The 14858-nt window shown below is 68.6% G+C and carries 24 protein-coding genes; 21 read left to right on the top strand and 3 right to left on the bottom strand.

Annotated elements, in window-relative coordinates; all coding sequences use genetic code 11:
- Window positions 1-27: 27 nt before the first annotated feature.
- Together ACZ5ZX_RS05435 and ACZ5ZX_RS05430 are read right to left on the bottom strand one after the other, a co-directional pair.
- Window positions 28-585, bottom strand: coding sequence for a P-loop nucleotide/nucleoside kinase family protein (locus ACZ5ZX_RS05435; RefSeq protein WP_465500789.1), 558 nt, complete (start codon window positions 583-585; stop codon window positions 28-30).
- The gene (locus tag ACZ5ZX_RS05430) at window positions 575-1648 is read right to left on the bottom strand and encodes a P-loop nucleotide/nucleoside kinase family protein (RefSeq protein ID WP_465500788.1); all 1074 of its coding nucleotides are present in this window, start codon (window positions 1646-1648) and stop codon (window positions 575-577) included. Before ACZ5ZX_RS05430 ends, ACZ5ZX_RS05435 begins: the two co-directional genes overlap by 11 nt.
- Before the next feature lie 191 nt (window positions 1649-1839).
- Here ACZ5ZX_RS05430 and ACZ5ZX_RS05425 point away from each other — a divergent pair, with 191 nt between their 5' ends.
- Window positions 1840-2046 carry a hypothetical protein gene (locus ACZ5ZX_RS05425; protein ID WP_465500787.1) on the top strand — a complete coding sequence of 69 codons (207 nt, stop codon included), beginning with the start codon at window positions 1840-1842 and terminating at the stop codon, window positions 2044-2046.
- On the opposite strand, the gene ACZ5ZX_RS05420 is transcribed toward ACZ5ZX_RS05425, so the two are convergent.
- On the bottom strand, window positions 2033-2356 hold the full coding sequence (locus ACZ5ZX_RS05420) for a winged helix-turn-helix domain-containing protein (protein ID WP_465500786.1): 324 nt from the start codon (window positions 2354-2356) through the stop codon (window positions 2033-2035). The two genes, ACZ5ZX_RS05425 and ACZ5ZX_RS05420, sit on opposite strands and share 14 nt — an antisense overlap.
- A gap of 115 nt (window positions 2357-2471) precedes the next feature.
- Between ACZ5ZX_RS05420 and ACZ5ZX_RS05415 the strand changes: the two genes are divergently transcribed.
- The 20 genes from ACZ5ZX_RS05415 to ACZ5ZX_RS05320 all read left to right on the top strand — a co-directional run bounded on the left by ACZ5ZX_RS05415 (window position 2472) and on the right by ACZ5ZX_RS05320 (window position 14776).
- Window positions 2472-2819, top strand: a complete 348-nt coding sequence (locus ACZ5ZX_RS05415) for a hypothetical protein (protein WP_465500785.1) — start codon at window positions 2472-2474, stop codon at window positions 2817-2819.
- Window positions 2819-3019 (top strand): hypothetical protein, encoded by a 201-nt coding sequence (locus ACZ5ZX_RS05410; protein WP_465500784.1) that lies wholly within the window; start codon window positions 2819-2821, stop codon window positions 3017-3019. Before ACZ5ZX_RS05415 ends, ACZ5ZX_RS05410 begins: the two co-directional genes overlap by 1 nt.
- 64 nt (window positions 3020-3083) lie before the next feature.
- Complete coding sequence (locus ACZ5ZX_RS05405; protein ID WP_465500783.1) at window positions 3084-3794, top strand: hypothetical protein; 711 nt, start codon at window positions 3084-3086, stop codon at window positions 3792-3794.
- The gene (locus tag ACZ5ZX_RS05400; RefSeq protein ID WP_465501047.1) at window positions 3794-4279 is read left to right on the top strand and encodes a RapZ C-terminal domain-containing protein; all 486 of its coding nucleotides are present in this window, start codon (window positions 3794-3796) and stop codon (window positions 4277-4279) included. The genes ACZ5ZX_RS05405 and ACZ5ZX_RS05400 overlap by 1 nt, the downstream gene beginning before the upstream one ends.
- A gap of 49 nt (window positions 4280-4328) precedes the next feature.
- Window positions 4329-4835, top strand: a complete 507-nt coding sequence (locus ACZ5ZX_RS05395; RefSeq protein WP_465500782.1) for an NUDIX domain-containing protein — start codon at window positions 4329-4331, stop codon at window positions 4833-4835.
- A 148-nt stretch (window positions 4836-4983) separates the two neighbouring features.
- Complete coding sequence (locus ACZ5ZX_RS05390) at window positions 4984-5358, top strand: SsgA family sporulation/cell division regulator (protein ID WP_465500781.1); 375 nt, start codon at window positions 4984-4986, stop codon at window positions 5356-5358.
- A 66-nt stretch (window positions 5359-5424) separates the two neighbouring features.
- Window positions 5425-6396, top strand: a complete 972-nt coding sequence (locus ACZ5ZX_RS05385) for a hypothetical protein (RefSeq protein ID WP_465500780.1) — start codon at window positions 5425-5427, stop codon at window positions 6394-6396.
- Entirely contained in the window at window positions 6393-6581 is a 189-nt protein-coding gene (locus ACZ5ZX_RS05380) for a hypothetical protein (protein ID WP_465500779.1), read from the top strand. The genes ACZ5ZX_RS05385 and ACZ5ZX_RS05380 overlap by 4 nt, the downstream gene beginning before the upstream one ends.
- A gap of 23 nt (window positions 6582-6604) precedes the next feature.
- Window positions 6605-7060: a hypothetical protein gene (locus ACZ5ZX_RS05375; RefSeq protein ID WP_465500778.1), complete on the top strand. Its 456-nt coding sequence runs from the start codon at window positions 6605-6607 to the stop codon at window positions 7058-7060.
- Window positions 7061-7062: 2 nt separating this feature from the next.
- On the top strand, window positions 7063-7446 hold the full coding sequence (locus ACZ5ZX_RS05370; protein ID WP_465500777.1) for a hypothetical protein: 384 nt from the start codon (window positions 7063-7065) through the stop codon (window positions 7444-7446).
- Window positions 7443-7763 carry a hypothetical protein gene (locus ACZ5ZX_RS05365; RefSeq protein WP_465500776.1) on the top strand — a complete coding sequence of 107 codons (321 nt, stop codon included), beginning with the start codon at window positions 7443-7445 and terminating at the stop codon, window positions 7761-7763. Before ACZ5ZX_RS05370 ends, ACZ5ZX_RS05365 begins: the two co-directional genes overlap by 4 nt.
- Window positions 7750-8064, top strand: coding sequence for a hypothetical protein (locus ACZ5ZX_RS05360; protein ID WP_465500775.1), 315 nt, complete (start codon window positions 7750-7752; stop codon window positions 8062-8064). Before ACZ5ZX_RS05365 ends, ACZ5ZX_RS05360 begins: the two co-directional genes overlap by 14 nt.
- Window positions 8057-8398 (top strand): hypothetical protein, encoded by a 342-nt coding sequence (locus tag ACZ5ZX_RS05355; protein ID WP_465500774.1) that lies wholly within the window; start codon window positions 8057-8059, stop codon window positions 8396-8398. Before ACZ5ZX_RS05360 ends, ACZ5ZX_RS05355 begins: the two co-directional genes overlap by 8 nt.
- Entirely contained in the window at window positions 8395-9687 is a 1293-nt protein-coding gene (locus tag ACZ5ZX_RS05350; protein WP_465500773.1) for a hypothetical protein, read from the top strand. The genes ACZ5ZX_RS05355 and ACZ5ZX_RS05350 overlap by 4 nt, the downstream gene beginning before the upstream one ends.
- Window positions 9688-9758: 71 nt before the next feature.
- Entirely contained in the window at window positions 9759-12110 is a 2352-nt protein-coding gene (locus ACZ5ZX_RS05345) for an ATP-binding protein (RefSeq protein WP_465500772.1), read from the top strand.
- Window positions 12111-12371: 261 nt separating this feature from the next.
- Window positions 12372-12815, top strand: a complete 444-nt coding sequence (locus ACZ5ZX_RS05340; RefSeq protein WP_465500771.1) for a hypothetical protein — start codon at window positions 12372-12374, stop codon at window positions 12813-12815.
- 119 nt (window positions 12816-12934) lie between these two features.
- Window positions 12935-13321 (top strand): hypothetical protein, encoded by a 387-nt coding sequence (locus tag ACZ5ZX_RS05335; RefSeq protein ID WP_465500770.1) that lies wholly within the window; start codon window positions 12935-12937, stop codon window positions 13319-13321.
- Entirely contained in the window at window positions 13318-13974 is a 657-nt protein-coding gene (locus ACZ5ZX_RS05330; RefSeq protein WP_465500769.1) for an HNH endonuclease family protein, read from the top strand. The genes ACZ5ZX_RS05335 and ACZ5ZX_RS05330 overlap by 4 nt, the downstream gene beginning before the upstream one ends.
- A gap of 22 nt (window positions 13975-13996) precedes the next feature.
- A complete protein-coding gene (locus ACZ5ZX_RS05325; RefSeq protein ID WP_465500768.1) occupies window positions 13997-14305 on the top strand; it encodes a hypothetical protein in 309 nt (102 codons plus the stop codon).
- A 165-nt stretch (window positions 14306-14470) separates the two neighbouring features.
- A complete protein-coding gene (locus ACZ5ZX_RS05320) occupies window positions 14471-14776 on the top strand; it encodes a hypothetical protein (protein ID WP_465500767.1) in 306 nt (101 codons plus the stop codon).
- The last annotated feature ends 82 nt before the right edge of the window (window positions 14777-14858 follow it).

The following is a 14858-nucleotide window of genomic DNA, read 5'->3' as shown; positions in this document are numbered from 1 at the left end:
ATAGAGGTCTGCCCTGCGCAGCGTGAACTACAGGTGGTGGCGCTGACACCAATCGATTGCCCTGGCTGTGTGCGTCGGCTCGAACGCACCGGAGTTCAGGACCAGGTCGAACAGTGCAAGGTCTACTCCGCGCGCTTCGGCAAGCGTCTCGTCCCACACCGCCAGTCGCTCAGCAATCCTCAAGTCACTCCGTGCAATGAGCCGCTTTTCAGCCTCTTCTCGCGGACAGAACACCATCACGACCGTCCAGGTCAGTGGATAGTCGCGGCGGATCGCGCGAAGGGCTTCGACCTGGCCGACATGCAGCACCGGAACCCGCTCGTGCTCGTGCACGATGGCGTCTAGTTCGCCCTTATCGACAACATAGGTTGAGTCGTAGCGCTCGTTTTCGTAGATGACCTGTCCCTGCTCGCGCAGCGTCGTCAACTGCTCGATAGTGCCCATGCGGTAGCCGCTGGTCCGGCCCGGCCCTACCTTGAGACGCCGGAAATGCGTGTACGGGCCGATCGCGACCAGTTGCTTGGTAACGGTGTCCTTCCCTGCGGCCGGCGGCCCGTAGAGCAGGATGCCGCGGTTACTCGGCACGGCGCATCGCCTTCACGATCCGATCTGCCTGTTCGACCAGGGTGGTGGCCGCGTTCAGCCTGTTGTCCACCAGGTAGTGCGGAACGACTGGTCGGAAGTCGGGGTCGATCGTCGCGATGTAGTCCTGCCAGTTCGAGAGCTTCCAGTCGTCGCGGGCGGCGGCGCGATAGGACAGGTAGTCGTACATCGATTCAACATCGCAACGCACCCAGACCACCGACAGTGTGGCGCCGCGAGCACGGCAGTTGTTCTGCAGTCGGGTCATCCATGCTTTGTCGCCCAATTCGCGGATGAACGGGGCGTCCAGCACCACCGAGACGCCTGCGTCGAGGTTCTCCATAGCGGCATCCATGAGGGCGCGATACTCGAACGGGCGCACTTTTTGCAGGTACAGGTCGGAATGCCGGTCGTGGCGGTCACTGCCAAGCGCGATGAGAAGTTGTTCGACCACGGGCCGCGTGATCGTGTCCTTGTTCAGCCGTGCCCAGCGCGCCGCCGCTGCCAGGAACCGCGCAAACTCGGACTTGCCGGAACCGGCGAAGCCCGCAACGACCACGACAGAGAGGTTGTTGTCCTGCTCGGCAGCGGAGTGATGTGCGGCCAGCACGCGGTCCTCCAGCATGTCCGATCCGGTCGTTTCCGCTCCTGCGAACGCGTTGAGAATGACGTCGTCTAGCGGCGAGGCGACGGGAGCTTGTGCGATGTGGTGATCCGCGCGACGCCACTCTGCCCCGCTGGTCGTCGCGGGAGGTCGTGAGCGTTCATGCAGCGTCGCCACGGCCTGCTCCATTGCCTTATATGCCAGCAAGATCTCTCCTCCTGCCTTGAGCGTTGCGTCGGCCCACTCGCAGAAGAGCCGGTCCGGCCGCTGTCGCCCTGCTTCGAAATTGGCCAGTGAGGATCGGGTGTAGGGGTGCACGCCCGGCGCCTTGCCGTTGTGGACGGCCTGTTTCAGCAAGTCGACCAGGCCGTGCTGGCCGTGGCCAGCAGAGCTCCGCCAATGCGCGAGTATGCGGCCCAGTTCTTGCTGTGCAACCAGCACGGTTTCCCGTTGCTGAGTCATTGATCCTCACTCCTCGACCCTGACAGGTGACGCTGCTTGTCGGCGCTGTCGGTGCTTGTCGGTGTTGTCGGTTGGTGCTGTCGGCTGAGTGTCACTGACATGTGTCGGAGGTCACCGACATGTGACGCGGTTCGCAAAGCTGATTTCAGACAGCGAGCAACGAACTCCAACCGAGACGCCAGGAGGCGGACATGTCCAACAAAAACAACCCCTTCAACTTCAAGACCGGCGGCGGGATCCTCAAGAAGCTGGTTATCACGGCGGTCGTTCTCGCGATCATCGTGATGGTGCTCAAGTCCCCTGGTGAGTCGGCAGGAGTTGTCACCGACGCTCGCGACAGCGGCGAAGACGTGGTCGACAGCCTGATCACCTTCTTCCGATCCCTCAGGAACGGTTGATGTCTTCGAGGTGCGCCACGCGCTCAGCTAGTTCCGCTAGGCCAGCCTTGAGGGCTGCGACCTCACCTGCCAGGTCCACGGTGCCCGGAAGGTCGGACGGTGGCTCGTTAACGAAAAAGCCGACGGCGGGAGTCACTGACAACCAGCCCTCGGTCTGCAGGACTTGCAGCGCCTTCTGCACGGTTCCGGGTGAGACCTTCTCCTGCTCCGCAAGGACACGATAGCCCGGCAACATTTCAGAAGGTCGCAGCTCGCCGCTACGAATCCTGGCGCGGATCGTCTCGGCAAAGTTTTCGTACTTGGCGGTCATAGGCACATTTTAGCCGGACCGACACACACTGACCTAGACCACTCGAACGGTCTAACGACAACTGACACATAGCGATCTAGTCTGGTTCATGTCAGCACGACGAAAGGAACTTCCGATGAGGAACGCACGACCGACCCGCCGCCAGATCGAGGCGATGTCTGATGACCTGGGGTTTGACGCCTTGGCGGTGAATCCGGTGGGTGTGGATGCGCTGGTGGTGGCCGATGAGGTGGCCGCGGTGGCGGATCTGCTGGTGGACCTGGGTTACGAGGTGTTCGACCTGCCGGAATTCGACTTCGAGACGCGGACGCTGGCGGAGTTCGAGGCGGCGATCACCCCGGTCGTCGACCAGATGGCTTCGGTGGTCGAGCTGTCGTCTTGGTCGCTTGGCGGGGTGTCGGGTTCGGGTAAGTCGTCGGCCCGCTTGCTCGCGCAGCTGCACGGCTTCGGCGAGGTGGCGTGATGGGCGCCCGTCTGTTTGTTCCGGCCGTGTTCGCCGAGCTGTTCGCGTCGATGCCGCCGAAGACGGCGCCGGCCGCGCGGTGCCGGGAGTGGCTGCAGGCGACGGTGACCGCGCTGCGCGCCGAGATTCCCGGCCCGCACGGTGTGCAGGCGTGGCGCCTGATCCCGCTGCTGGTGACCGTTCAGCGCACATGTTTCTGAGCTGACTTCTCGCTCATTTTTCCTTCTATTTCCCGCTTTCTCGCATTGTTGTGGAGGTACCGCCATGCCTGGATACGCCGCCCCGGCCGCCGTGATCGTCACGAGGTTCCGTGATCTGGCCGCTCTGCTGACCCGCAACGCCACGGTGCTGGAGGCGTCCGGGCTGCCGGTCGAGGTCGTGGCGCTGCGCTCGACGGTCTACCGCGATGTGGCCGCCCAGCTGGCGTTGCTGGCCGAGGTCGAGGCAGGGCAGGCCGCGGGCAACCCGCTGGTGGTGCCGCTGCGCGCCGAGGATGCCGAGGCCATGCTGGCGCGTCGGTTCGAGCGGCTGGCCGACCAGCTGACGACCAACGCCCGTGTGCTGGTCAAGGGCACGTCGGACGCGGTGATGCGCCGCCGCGCCCAGGTCTATCGGGACGTCGCCTCGCAGGTCCGGATGTTGGCGCGGCACGAGGCCGACGAGTCCATGGCACGCCGGATGCAGACCCAGCGGCCGGCGGCGCGGGTGCTCGAGGTGGCGCCGAACCCGATCGCGCGGCAGGCCGCGACCCGCGCACCCCACGTGCGGGCGGCGTTCCTGGACAAGCTGGTGCCCGAGATCGCGAAGCGGCGCCGTCAGGGCTGGTCGGTGGCCCGGCTGACGCTGTGGCTGCGCACCACGCTGCGCGATCCGCAGACCGACCAGGTGCACCCGTGTGCGCAGAAGTCGTTCGTGTCCTATGTGGTCGGGCTGCTGGGCGGCGCTGGCCGTCCGGCTGGGACGGTGGCCGCGTGATGGCCGGGCTCCCGTTCGACGGCCGGTGGCCTGGTGCTCAGCTGGCGGGCGAGTACGGATTGTGGGTCCAGTCGGTCGAGGACGTGACCACCTACCAGGTGGCGGTCGAGAGCTTCGGCTACCTCCACGGCCCGCCCCGGCCGCTGGTGACCGACACTCCGCACCTGGTGATCGACCTGCGGACGCTGTTCCGCGACCCGCACGTCACCCCGGAGCTGCGCTACAGCACCGGCCGGGACGACGCGGTCAGGGCGAACGTGCTCGACCAGCCCGGGGCCCTGGAATTCCTCCACGCACAGGCCGCCGCGATCGCCGCGCTGGTCCCGGCCCTCACCCCGCACGTGGTCACGGTCGCGGTGGGCTGCGCCGGGGGTCGTCACCGCTCCGTCGTGATCGCCGAGGCGCTCGGGTTGCTGCTGACCGGCGCCGGTCACAGCACGGAGGTCTACCACCGCGACATCCGCCGCCCGGTCGTGCAGCGCTGAACCCCATTCCTCCCAGCCGCTTGTCCCCTCTACCCGAAAGGAAGTCGAGATGTCGTTGAGGACGCTGATCGGTTCGGTGGCCGCGAAGGTCGCCGCCCGGTTCGATGACCGTGCCCCGGTGTTCTATGCCGCCGACACGGTGGTGTTCGCCCGCTCGAACGGCGGCGTGTGGCATGTGCTGCTGATCGAACGCGGGAAGGCCCCGCACAAGGGAAAGCTCGCCCTGCCCGGTGGGCACGTCGACGCGTTCGAGATGTCGGTGGCGGCCGCGCGCCGGGAGGTCGCGGAGGAAACCGGCCTGGTGCTCAAGGGCTTGACGCTGAACCTGGTCGGGGTGTTCGACGACCCGCGCCGGGACGAGCGGGGCCGCTACGTGAGCGTGGTGTATTCCGCCGTGCTCGACCATCTGCCGCAGGTGCTGGCCGGGGACGACGCGACCGCGGCGGCGTGGATCCCGCTGACCGTCGCGCTGGCGGCGGCCGACCGTGGCCGGCTGGCGTTCGACCACGCGCAGATCCTCCGCCGCGCGGTCACCGTCGAGGACCTGGACGTGTAGACGGCCCCGGCCCGGTGGATCGCTCCCTGGCAGGACATCCCACCGGGCCGGGGCCTTTCTTCTCTCCCTTTTCCCTGCTCTGACACCAGGAAAGGAAGCACTGACGATGCTATCGACACCTCCTTTGGAGCCCCGGCGCCCTACCACGGTGGAGCTGGAACTGGCCCCGCTGCTCAACAACACCACCCCCTACACCGTCGAGTTCGTCTACACGGTCGCGTCGCCGTGGATGGTGCTGCTGCGCTGTCACAACCCGGGCGGACCGGTGGAGTGGCTGCTGTCGCGGGATCTGCTGGCGGTCGGCATGGCCTCCGAGACCGGTGAGGGCGACGTCCGTGTCATCCCGGACACCGATCACGTGTGGATCGCCTTCACCGGACGCGAGGGAACCGCGTTCCTGCGCTTCGGCCGCGGTGAGCTCGAACGCGCCCTGGACGCCACCGAGGCGCTGGTGCCCCCGGGCACCGAAAGCGCGCTCACCGACTGGGACACCGCGTTCGCAGCCCTCGCACGCCCCGCCTGACCCGCTCCGTTTCGACGGTTTCCCTGTCGCACCAACCGATCCCGAGAAAGGGCAGGTGGTCTCGTCATGTCCGGACACAGGGTGACGGCTGACCTGGGCGGGGACTTCACCGGCAAGGTGGCCCTGCGCTGCAACCCGCCCACACCGGAAGGCCGTGCCAACTTCACCCTCACCTCCGGGGTGATCGACTCCGACACGGAAGCGCTGTTCGGCCGGGGCTACTGCCACTGGCTGGCCGGGGCCATCAACGCGATCACCGGCTGGGACCTGGTCACCGTCGATGTCCGCTCCCGCAAAGGGGAATGGAAACCGACACACACCGCCGTCCGCACACCGGACGGCCGAATGCTCGACATCTTCGGTGAGCACACCAAAGACGACCTGTTCGACCGCTACCTGACCGGCAAGGTCCACGAGGCTCGGATGCGCACGGTCAAGGTCGAGAACGTCCCCGGCGACGTCCTGACCGGAGTCGGCGAACTACGCGGCAATCCGCACTGGTGGGCCAAAGGCTTCTCCGGGCCCTACCAGGGCGTTCTCCTGCACTTCGCCCGGCTGCTGCTGCACAAGCACGGCCACGACCACCACATCCACCCGGCCGGGCGGCCACGGCCCATCCCGCCCGGCGAACACCACAACGTCCGCTCCGTTCCTCCACGCCCGAAACCCCCAACCAGCACGCCGGTCACCGGTGGAAAGGACACCACCATGTCTCTGACCGAAATCGCCGCCCAGCTCCAGACCCTCACCGACCGCCTGCCGCTCGGGTTGCTCGGCCATGTCGCCGAGGCCCCCATCGACGGCGGAGTGCAGCAAGCCCACGACGAACTGTCCGGCATCGGCAACGAAGCGATGAGTCTTCTCGGGAACACCGCGTCCGCGTCCGAGATCGCTTCGCAAATCGACTACGCCAAGGCGAAGCTTCTCCGCGCGATCGACAGTTACGCCCTGGTGCAGGGACACCTGGCCGAGGCACGCGGCGCCGCCGAAACGGCGGCCCAGGGCCTCCGTGACGCCACTGCACGGCTGATGCAGTGACCGGCCAGCACCGCACCGCCTCCGCGCCCGAAGCGGCCGTCATCGAGTCCGGTGTGGACGACCTGGTGCTCGCCATCGACGCCGACTGCCCCGCCTGTGGCGGTCCGGAAAGGACGTTCACCGCCTCCACCGGGCTCTACGGCTGTACCCGCTGCACACACACCTCTTATGAGCGCGACCACTAGGCGCCGCAAGGAGATCTCAGACCATGACCGAGTACGAGTACCCCTTCACCGACAGCATCGAGGGCTGGACGCCCGACCCGGAGGACCTGACCCGGTGGCCGAACACCGTCCGGATCGAAACGGTCGAGGACTACCAGGCCCGTCCCCTCAGCGGCGTTGACGGCACCGACGCGGTGTTCGCCGACCACGGCGCGCACCGGTACCTGGTGGAAATCGATACCCACTACAAGCCCGACCGTCCCGGCCCGTACCCGGTGCGGCTGACCCGCGTGGACGCGCTCCGTCTCGCCACCGCCGTCCTGACCGCGGTCGACGACACGTTCAACATCGACCGGGCCGGTGTGCTCCGCCCGGCCGAAGCCACCGAACTGCTCGCGTTCGTCGACGAGGTCGCCGACCGGCTGACCGTGCTGCGCGAACACGCCGAGGCCGACGGCGGCACCCGCCCGACGACCGAACCGACCGCCGAGGAGTGCTGACCATGGCCACGTTCTTGAAGCTCGACTCTTATGTGATCGCTGGTTCCTCTCTCGCGTACGTCACGTGGGAGGCCGATGTCGCGGGCACGTGGGTGTCGATGCTCCGACCGTTCATATTGGTCTCCCATGGGCTTGCGATCACCCCGGTGATCGAGGTCGACGGCAACGACATCCGGCTTCGCATGGATCGATGGACCGCGATGAACGTCGGTGACTTCCACGCTGCGACACTGCCGCTTGTCGCGTCTCAGTCCGATGCCGCTGCCGCCGGGCGCGCGTTCGTCGCCGACCGCACGATCGACTGGTCAGCTCCGCGTGGCGATCTCCTGGCGTGGGTCGAGCACTACATCGCGCGTATGAACGTCTCTGCAGGTGAAGAGTCGTGACGCCGCACACCGCGCCACCGTCCACACCGGACGCGCTGGCGCTGAACCCGACGGCGGCGTTGCTGCTGGCGTTGCTGGAGCGGCGTGGCACGTGGGTGTTGTGCAAGGTGTTCGGCGCGTTCGCGTTGTTCCTCACGTTGCATCTGGTGCGGATCCCGCTGGTGCTGCTGGTGCGGGTGCTGGCCGGGGTGATCGGCCGGGTCGACGGTTACACCGCCCGCCAGATCACCACGGCGCCGCCGGGCCCGATCAACCACTACTACGACCCCGTTACCACGATGGCGGGGAGCTGGGAGCGCACACGTGTTCGGACGTAACCACAACCGCGTCTACCGGTCCTATGTGGACGCTTGGCGGGCGGCGGCGTTCGCCGACGCGTCGTATGCGATCCGCCGGAACGTGATCGTGCTGATGGTGCTGATGGCGCTGGATCTGCTGGTGCTCAACGGCTATTGGCTGGTCTACCCGATCCGCGCTGTCGACGTGTTCCTGGTGTGGAACACCTTGGGCTGGCTGAGATTCCGGTCGGACCTCCGGAACGGGCGGATCTTCCCGCCGGAACAACCACAGCCGCCGTTCGGTGGGCCGGATGACGGAAGGGGGTGGCGTCATGGCTGAGCAGACACCGCGGCGCACCCGGCAGGAGACGGCGGTGGCGTGGGCGGCCACGCACGCCGGGGAGCTGGCCGGTGTGGGTGCTCCGCTGATCGGCGGCATGGTGTGGTCGCCGTGGTTGTGCCTGCTCTCGGCCGGGGTGGCCGGGGTGTGGGCGCGGCACGAGGTTCTGCTGGCCCGCCGGGCCCGTGCCGCCCGCCGCGCCGTCGGCGACGGCCGGGTGCCTCGACTGCCCGCCACGGACCACGACGGTGACCGCACCCTGTCCGGCGAGGCCGGGCGGGACGAGACCGCGCCCGGGACCGGGCGGCCGCATCGACGGGAGGTGTCCCGATGAGCTACTTCACCGACCGGGCCGAACAGGCCCGCGAAGACAAGCGGGTCAGGGCGGAGCTGGCGCGCGAGGAGAAGAAACAGGAGTTCGACCAGCGGCTGGCGCTGACCCGGCTCCAGCTGGAGGAGACCCGCAAGGACAAGGCCGAGGACCGCGCCGACCGCAAGGAGAAGCGGGAGGCGCTGTTCGCCGCGGTCAGGAACCTGTGGTCCTGGTGCGGGGCGCACGTGGTGGATCTGCTGATCTACCCGCTGATGCTGGTGTCGGCGGCGCTGACCATCCCCGGTGTCGCGCATTGGGGCGCCGACCATCTCGGCGGGGAGGTCGGGCTGCTGCTGCCGTTGCTGTCGGAGTGGGGGATGGTCGCGTTCTCCGTCGCGGTCCATGTGCAGCGGGTGCGGCACCCGGACCGGCCGGTGTGGGCGTTGCAGCTCGGGGTGCTGGTGTTCTCCGGCTATGGGCTGGTGATCTCGGTGATCCGGGGCATCACGATGCCGGGTGGAAGCCTCGGGATCGGTGTGGTGATGGGGCTGGTGTCGGTCGCCGGGGTGATCGCGCACCAGATCGTCACCGCCGCCCCGCGCCGGTCGGCGGCCGAGAAAGCGTTGCGCCGCACGGCGAAGGAGACCGCGCGGCGGGAGAAGGAGCTGGCCCGCACCAGCCGGGCGGAGAAGGACCGGGTCGAGGCCGCGCGGCGGGCTGCGATCCGCTCCGCCGTGGCGGAGATCGGCCCGGACGGTGCGGCCAGGTTGGTGTTCCAGCCGGGGCTGTTCACCCTCCGGTGGCGTGGTCGGCTGGCCCCGGCGACGGTGCCGAACCTGTCGGTGTCCCCGGCCGGGACGGGCGAGCTGTCGGTGGCCGACGAGGCCACCGCCTACCTCGCCGGGGCGCACTTCCGCCGACTGGAGTCCCGCCCGCCCGGCACCGCCGAGGGCGACTCGGAGCAGGACTCCGCCGGGGTCGCGACCCTCGACCCGGAGCCTGAGCCTGACCTGGGTCCGCGCGCCGACGACCACGACACCGGACCGGACCCGGCCACCGGCCCCGCTCCGAAGCGGCCGTCGGTGGCCCGGCGTCTCACTGGCCGCCGGTCTGCGCGGGCGACGATCCCGGAGCCGAAGCGCCGCACCCCGGAGCAGCTGGCGGCGGCGTTCGAGGCGGCACTGGCCGAACGCCCCGAGGGGTTCGACCCGCTCAACGCCGAGTCCATCCGCCGCACCCTCAAGTGCGGCAAGAAACCGGCCGCCGACCTCAAGGCCGACTACGTCCGCCGGAACGGCGGTGACGCCTAACCACCCTCCCGTACTGACACCGGGCAGGACCGAACCCTCACCTGCCTGGTGCGGGGTCCGGTCCTGCCCTGGTGCTGCACGAGTCCAGCACGAAAGGGCATCTCGCGATGAACCCCACCGACCACGACAACACCCCTGAGTCCACGACCGAATCCACCTCGGCCACCGTGCACGAGTCCACCGCGCCGGTCGGGGAACTGGCCACCGTGCACCCGCTGCGTACCCGCCCGGACCAGCGCGAGTCCAGGCCTGAGTCCACCGGCCCGGTGGTCGAGGGCGAACTGGTCAGCGACGAGGAATACCGGCTGATCACCGACCAGCGCGCGCAGCGCGCCGCCCGCTACGCCGGATACCGCCAGGACCTCACCGCCGTCGCGCACGGCACCGCCGTGGTGGTCCGTGGCGGACAGAAGGTGGTCCGCGCCAAGGGTGCCCCGGCGTTCCGGTTCGTCCGCCGCCACGCCACCTACATCTCCAAGGGCGCCGAGGCCGAACGGCAGCGGCGCAAGGCCGACCGGGGCCAGTTCGACGCCCGCGCCGCCCGCAAGGCCGCGCTCGCCTCCGGGGAGCTGGACCGGGTGGCGGAGCTGAACTCGCAGATCATCGAACAGAAACGCGTCGCGGCCGAAGCCGCCAAGCTGCGGTTCGAGCTGGCGTGGGAGATCACCAAGAAGACCGCGGTCGTGCTGGTGCTGCTGCTGGGGATCTCGCTGGTCCTGGGGCTGCTCAACGGTTTCGGCGGCTGGTTCGGGGACTGGAACCTCACCGACGTGCTGCGCACCATCGGCACCGTCCTGACCACCGGCGCGGCGATCGTGACCTGGTCGGTGCTCAACGCGTGGCTGATCGGTCTGGCGGCGGCCGGGGTGTGGGCGTTCCGCCGCTGGAAGGACGGCGTCAAGCTCGGCGAACAGGTCCTCCCCGAGTCGCTGCGCAGCCGCAGCGCCAGCGTCGCCTACCAGGAATTGAACGAGAAAACGCTGGTCACGGCGTTGGCGAACATCGGCAACACCAAGCTGAACGCCGCGATCAAGGACGGCTGGCCCAACCGGGACACCGACCAGGCGTGGGTGCGGTTCCCGATGCTCGCCGAGGGCGGCAAGGCCTACACCGCCAAGATCCGCCTACCGATGGGAGCGAGCGTGAAGGACGTGAACAAGGCCAAGGATCTGCTGGCGCACAACCTGGGCTGCCGTAGTCAGGAGCTGTTCCTGGACGCGGACGAGGGCGACCCGACCGTGCTGGACCTGTTCCGGCTCGAACCCGGCGTCCTGCGGGAGCCGGTGGACCCGTATCCGCTGCTCACCGAGGGTTCCACGGACTTCTTCACCGGGTTCCCGGTCGGGCAGAGCCCGCGCGGGGCGACGGTGACCACCACGGTCAACGAGCGCAACTTCGTGTTCTCCGGAGCCATGGGATCGGGCAAGACCACGCTGGTCCTGGATCTGCTGGCCGGCGCCGCCCTGGACCCGCTGGTGGACATCGACGTGTTCTGCTTCGCGGAGAACTTCGACTACGACCCGCTGGCCCCGGTGCTGTCCACGTTCCTCAAGGGCGACACCGAGGACAACGTCACCGCCTGCCTGGAACACATCGAGCGCCTCTACGCCGACCTCGCCGTGCGGGGCCGGTTGCTGGAAAAGCACGAGGTCAGGGCCGTGAACCGGGAGGTCGCGGCGAAGGAGCCGGGGTTGCGTCCCCGGATCGTGGTGATCGAGGAGTGCCAGGCGTTCTTCCGGCAGGACAAGCCCGAGGACCGCAAGAAGCTGGTGAACATGCTGGTCAGGTTCTACTCCGCCGCCCGCAAATACGGGATCGTGCTGGTGTTCGCCACCCCGAACCCGTCGGACGCCAGCCTGCCGCGTGACCTGATGGCGGTGACCACGAACAAGGCGTGCGGCGCGATCGGGGACAAGGCCCGCAACAACATCGTCCTCGGGGAGAAAGCCCACGAGAACGGCATCTCCGCGCTCGGGTTGAAGCCCAAGACCAAGGACGCGCTCAACGACTGCGGTACCACCGTGACCGTGGGATTCATGGACACCCCCGGCCTGCTCCGCAGCTTCTACCTCACCCCGGACGACCTGGCCGGGATCGCCGCCCGCGGCGCGGAGATGCGCGGCGGTGCCAGCACTCCCAAGACGCTGGAACCGCAGGTCAGGGACCTGATCGAGGATCTGGCCACCGTCATGACCGGCGACGACCCGGTCAACGCCGGGGACCTGGTCGGCGCGCTGCGCAACCTCGACCCCGGATACAAGCCCTACAAGGAGCTGACCAAGCTCAAGCTCGTCGACGAGCTCAAGAAGCTGGGCATCAAACCGCCGTCGACCGGCAACCTCTACCCGGTCGATCCGATCACTGTGCGTCAACTGTTCGCGGGGCGGGACGAGGTCGCCGCGATCGAGGGCCCGGACGCCTGAGTTACGGCCCCGGCCCGGCCGCCGGACCCCGATTCCGGGGGTTCGGCGGCCGGAAACCGGTCCTGACCTGGGCGATAACTCCGTAACTTTCCGCTGATCAGACCGGGTTACGGGCCGTTTCGGGCGCGAGTTACCGATGTAACTCGCCTCCCCGGCCGTAATCCTCCCCGTAACTCGCGTCATCACCCGCCGCCGCCCGGCAGCGGGCCGTTGTCGACCCCACCAGGGGTCACGCACAGTCACAGATCTGGAGGTTTTGTCATGGGGTTCTTCAGTCCTGCCCGCGATCCGGAAGACCCGGAGCAGCTGGCAACCGCCGCGCACGAGCTCGGTCACGCCTGGGTCTGGAAAGACGCCGGGTTCACCGTCGCCGAGATCCGCTTCACTGGCGACAGCGGCTGGGTGAGCCTCGCCAAGATCCGGGACAAGGACTGGGACCACCAGGTCGCCCGGGAATACGCGATCGGCTGCTGGGGCGGGTTCGAGGCCGAGGACCGGTGGCGGCGTGAACACCGCATGGGCCGCGCGCACCGCGGGAACGCCGCGCACGACATCAAGAACTTCAAGCACGTCACCCGCAAGCTCAAACCCGCGCTGTCGGAAGGAAAAGCACGGTCGATCGCCCGGGACCGTGTCGCCCGCCGCTGGTCGCAAATCGAACGCCTGGCCCCGGCCCTGGTCCGCAACGGCCGCATCTCGATCTGACCGGACTGTCCCCGATCCACCCGGGTTCCGGCCCTACTCCACAGACGTCCGGCGGACCAGCGACCGATGCTCGACGCCCTGCCGGTCCGGCGGAACCCCATCACAGCAAGGGAGTCTCGATGTTTCTGCCCATGCCCGACCTGGCCACCACCGACGCCTACGCCTGCCTCGGAGTGCGGTACCCGGCGGTGATCGTGGACGACGCCGGTCACGTGCTCGCGGTCGGCATCACCCGGCCCGACGTCGCCCGGGATGCGATCGCCGACACCGCCCTCGACATCGGTGTCCCGTTGCCCACCCGGGATGACGCGATGCGGTTCCGGCTGATGTGGTTCACCTACACCCACGCCTGGCGCGAGGACGACCCGGTGATGCGCCGTGCGGTGCCGGGCGAGGACGGCGCCTTCCCGGTGACGGTGTGGCGCGCGGTCGACGTCGACACCGCCCGCGCCGTGCAGGCCACTCACCTTGCCGCGCTGTCCGGCGCGCTGGCGGTGGCCGCGTGATCGCCCGCACGATCGGCACCCTCGCCATCACCGCCGCCGTGCTCGCGGGGACCAGCGGGTGCCTGAACGCGAAAACCCCGTCCAAGATGAAGCCCACGCCGGCCGCCGCCGACACCGGCGGCACATCCCGGACCAACGCCGCCACCACGCGGAAAACACTGGCGGGACTGAAGGTTGCCCTCGAGGACACCGGCAACGTCTACCGGCGGGCGGACTGGCCGCACTGGGAACCGGTCTCGGGTGGCTGCGACGCCCGCGAACACACCCTGAAAACCCAGGGCACCGCGGTCACCACAGGGCCCGGCTGCAAAATCACCGGCGGCCGGTGGATCTCCTCCTACGACGGGATCACCGTCACCACCGCCGGACAGCTCGACGTCGACCACGTCGTCCCGCTCGCCGAAGCCGCCCGCTCCGGCACCCGCACCTGGTCCCGCGCGGACCGCCAGCGCTACGCCAACGACCCGCGTGTGCTGGTCGCCGTCACCGCGACATCGAACCGGTCCAAAGGCGACTCCGACCCCGCGAAGTGGCTGCCCGCCAACGACAAATGCGGCTACATCGCCCGCTGGGTCGAGACGAAGTCTCGCTACCGCATGACCGTCGACCAGGCCGAGCGCGACGCGATCACCGCCGCGCTGCGCCGCTGCTGACCGGGCACGGCGGTGCCAGGCCATGGCCAGCGGCAAACACACGTCGCGCTACAAGGCCACCGACGTCACCGAGTGGCTGCGTGACATCGAGTACGCCGACCCGGCGGCCGCCCGGCAGGCGGGCCGCGTGGTCGCGGCGGCGTGGAACGGCAGCGAGTTCTACGCATCCGCCACCGCGCTGCCGATCGCGCGGTGCCTGCGCGCGTCCCCGGAGATGGCCGGGCCGCTGGACGCGCTGCTGTCCCGCCTCGCCCACCGGTTCGCCGTGCACCTGCACGAGTGCCCGGCGTGGGACCCGAAACCCCACTGGCGGAAGGAGATCCGTGGATGACTGACGCCCACCGCGGCGCGCCGATGAGGACTGACGGGGAGATGCCGATCTTCCCGCTCTGGCGGGCCACGAGTCGATCGTCGCAACGGTTTTCGCAACGGGTTCCGCAACGGCGGCCCGCGACCATCGAGTTGTCCAGATGACACCGACGAAAGGAAGTTACCTGTGCACGGCAATCAAGAAACCCCCGCTCAGGAATGCCTGCGACACCAGCAGAGCATCCACCCGGCCGAGTACGTCGAGTTCTGTGGCCGCTGTGGTCACGCCACCGGCGGCGGCTATGGCCACCTGACCGGGTGGTGCACCGCCGACGGCAGAAAGGAAACCGAGGACCACTTCTGCTGTCCCGGCTCCTGCGAGCTGCGCGACGGCTCCAACATCGACCGGAACGCACCGTGTCACCCGCAGCCACGTGACCTCGCGCGCTGGATCGCCGACACCAACGCGGCATGGGAAAAACGCCGCCGGTAACCGGCACCCACACACATCCACGGACTCGCTCCGGCCGACCTCGACCGGGGCGAGTCCGTCAACCGCGCAGCGCCCGGCCGCG

Source organism: Amycolatopsis sp. NPDC033938 (assembly GCF_055575975.1).
Note: the sequence above shows the minus strand (reverse complement) of the source record. Positions and strands in the feature narration are given on the sequence as shown.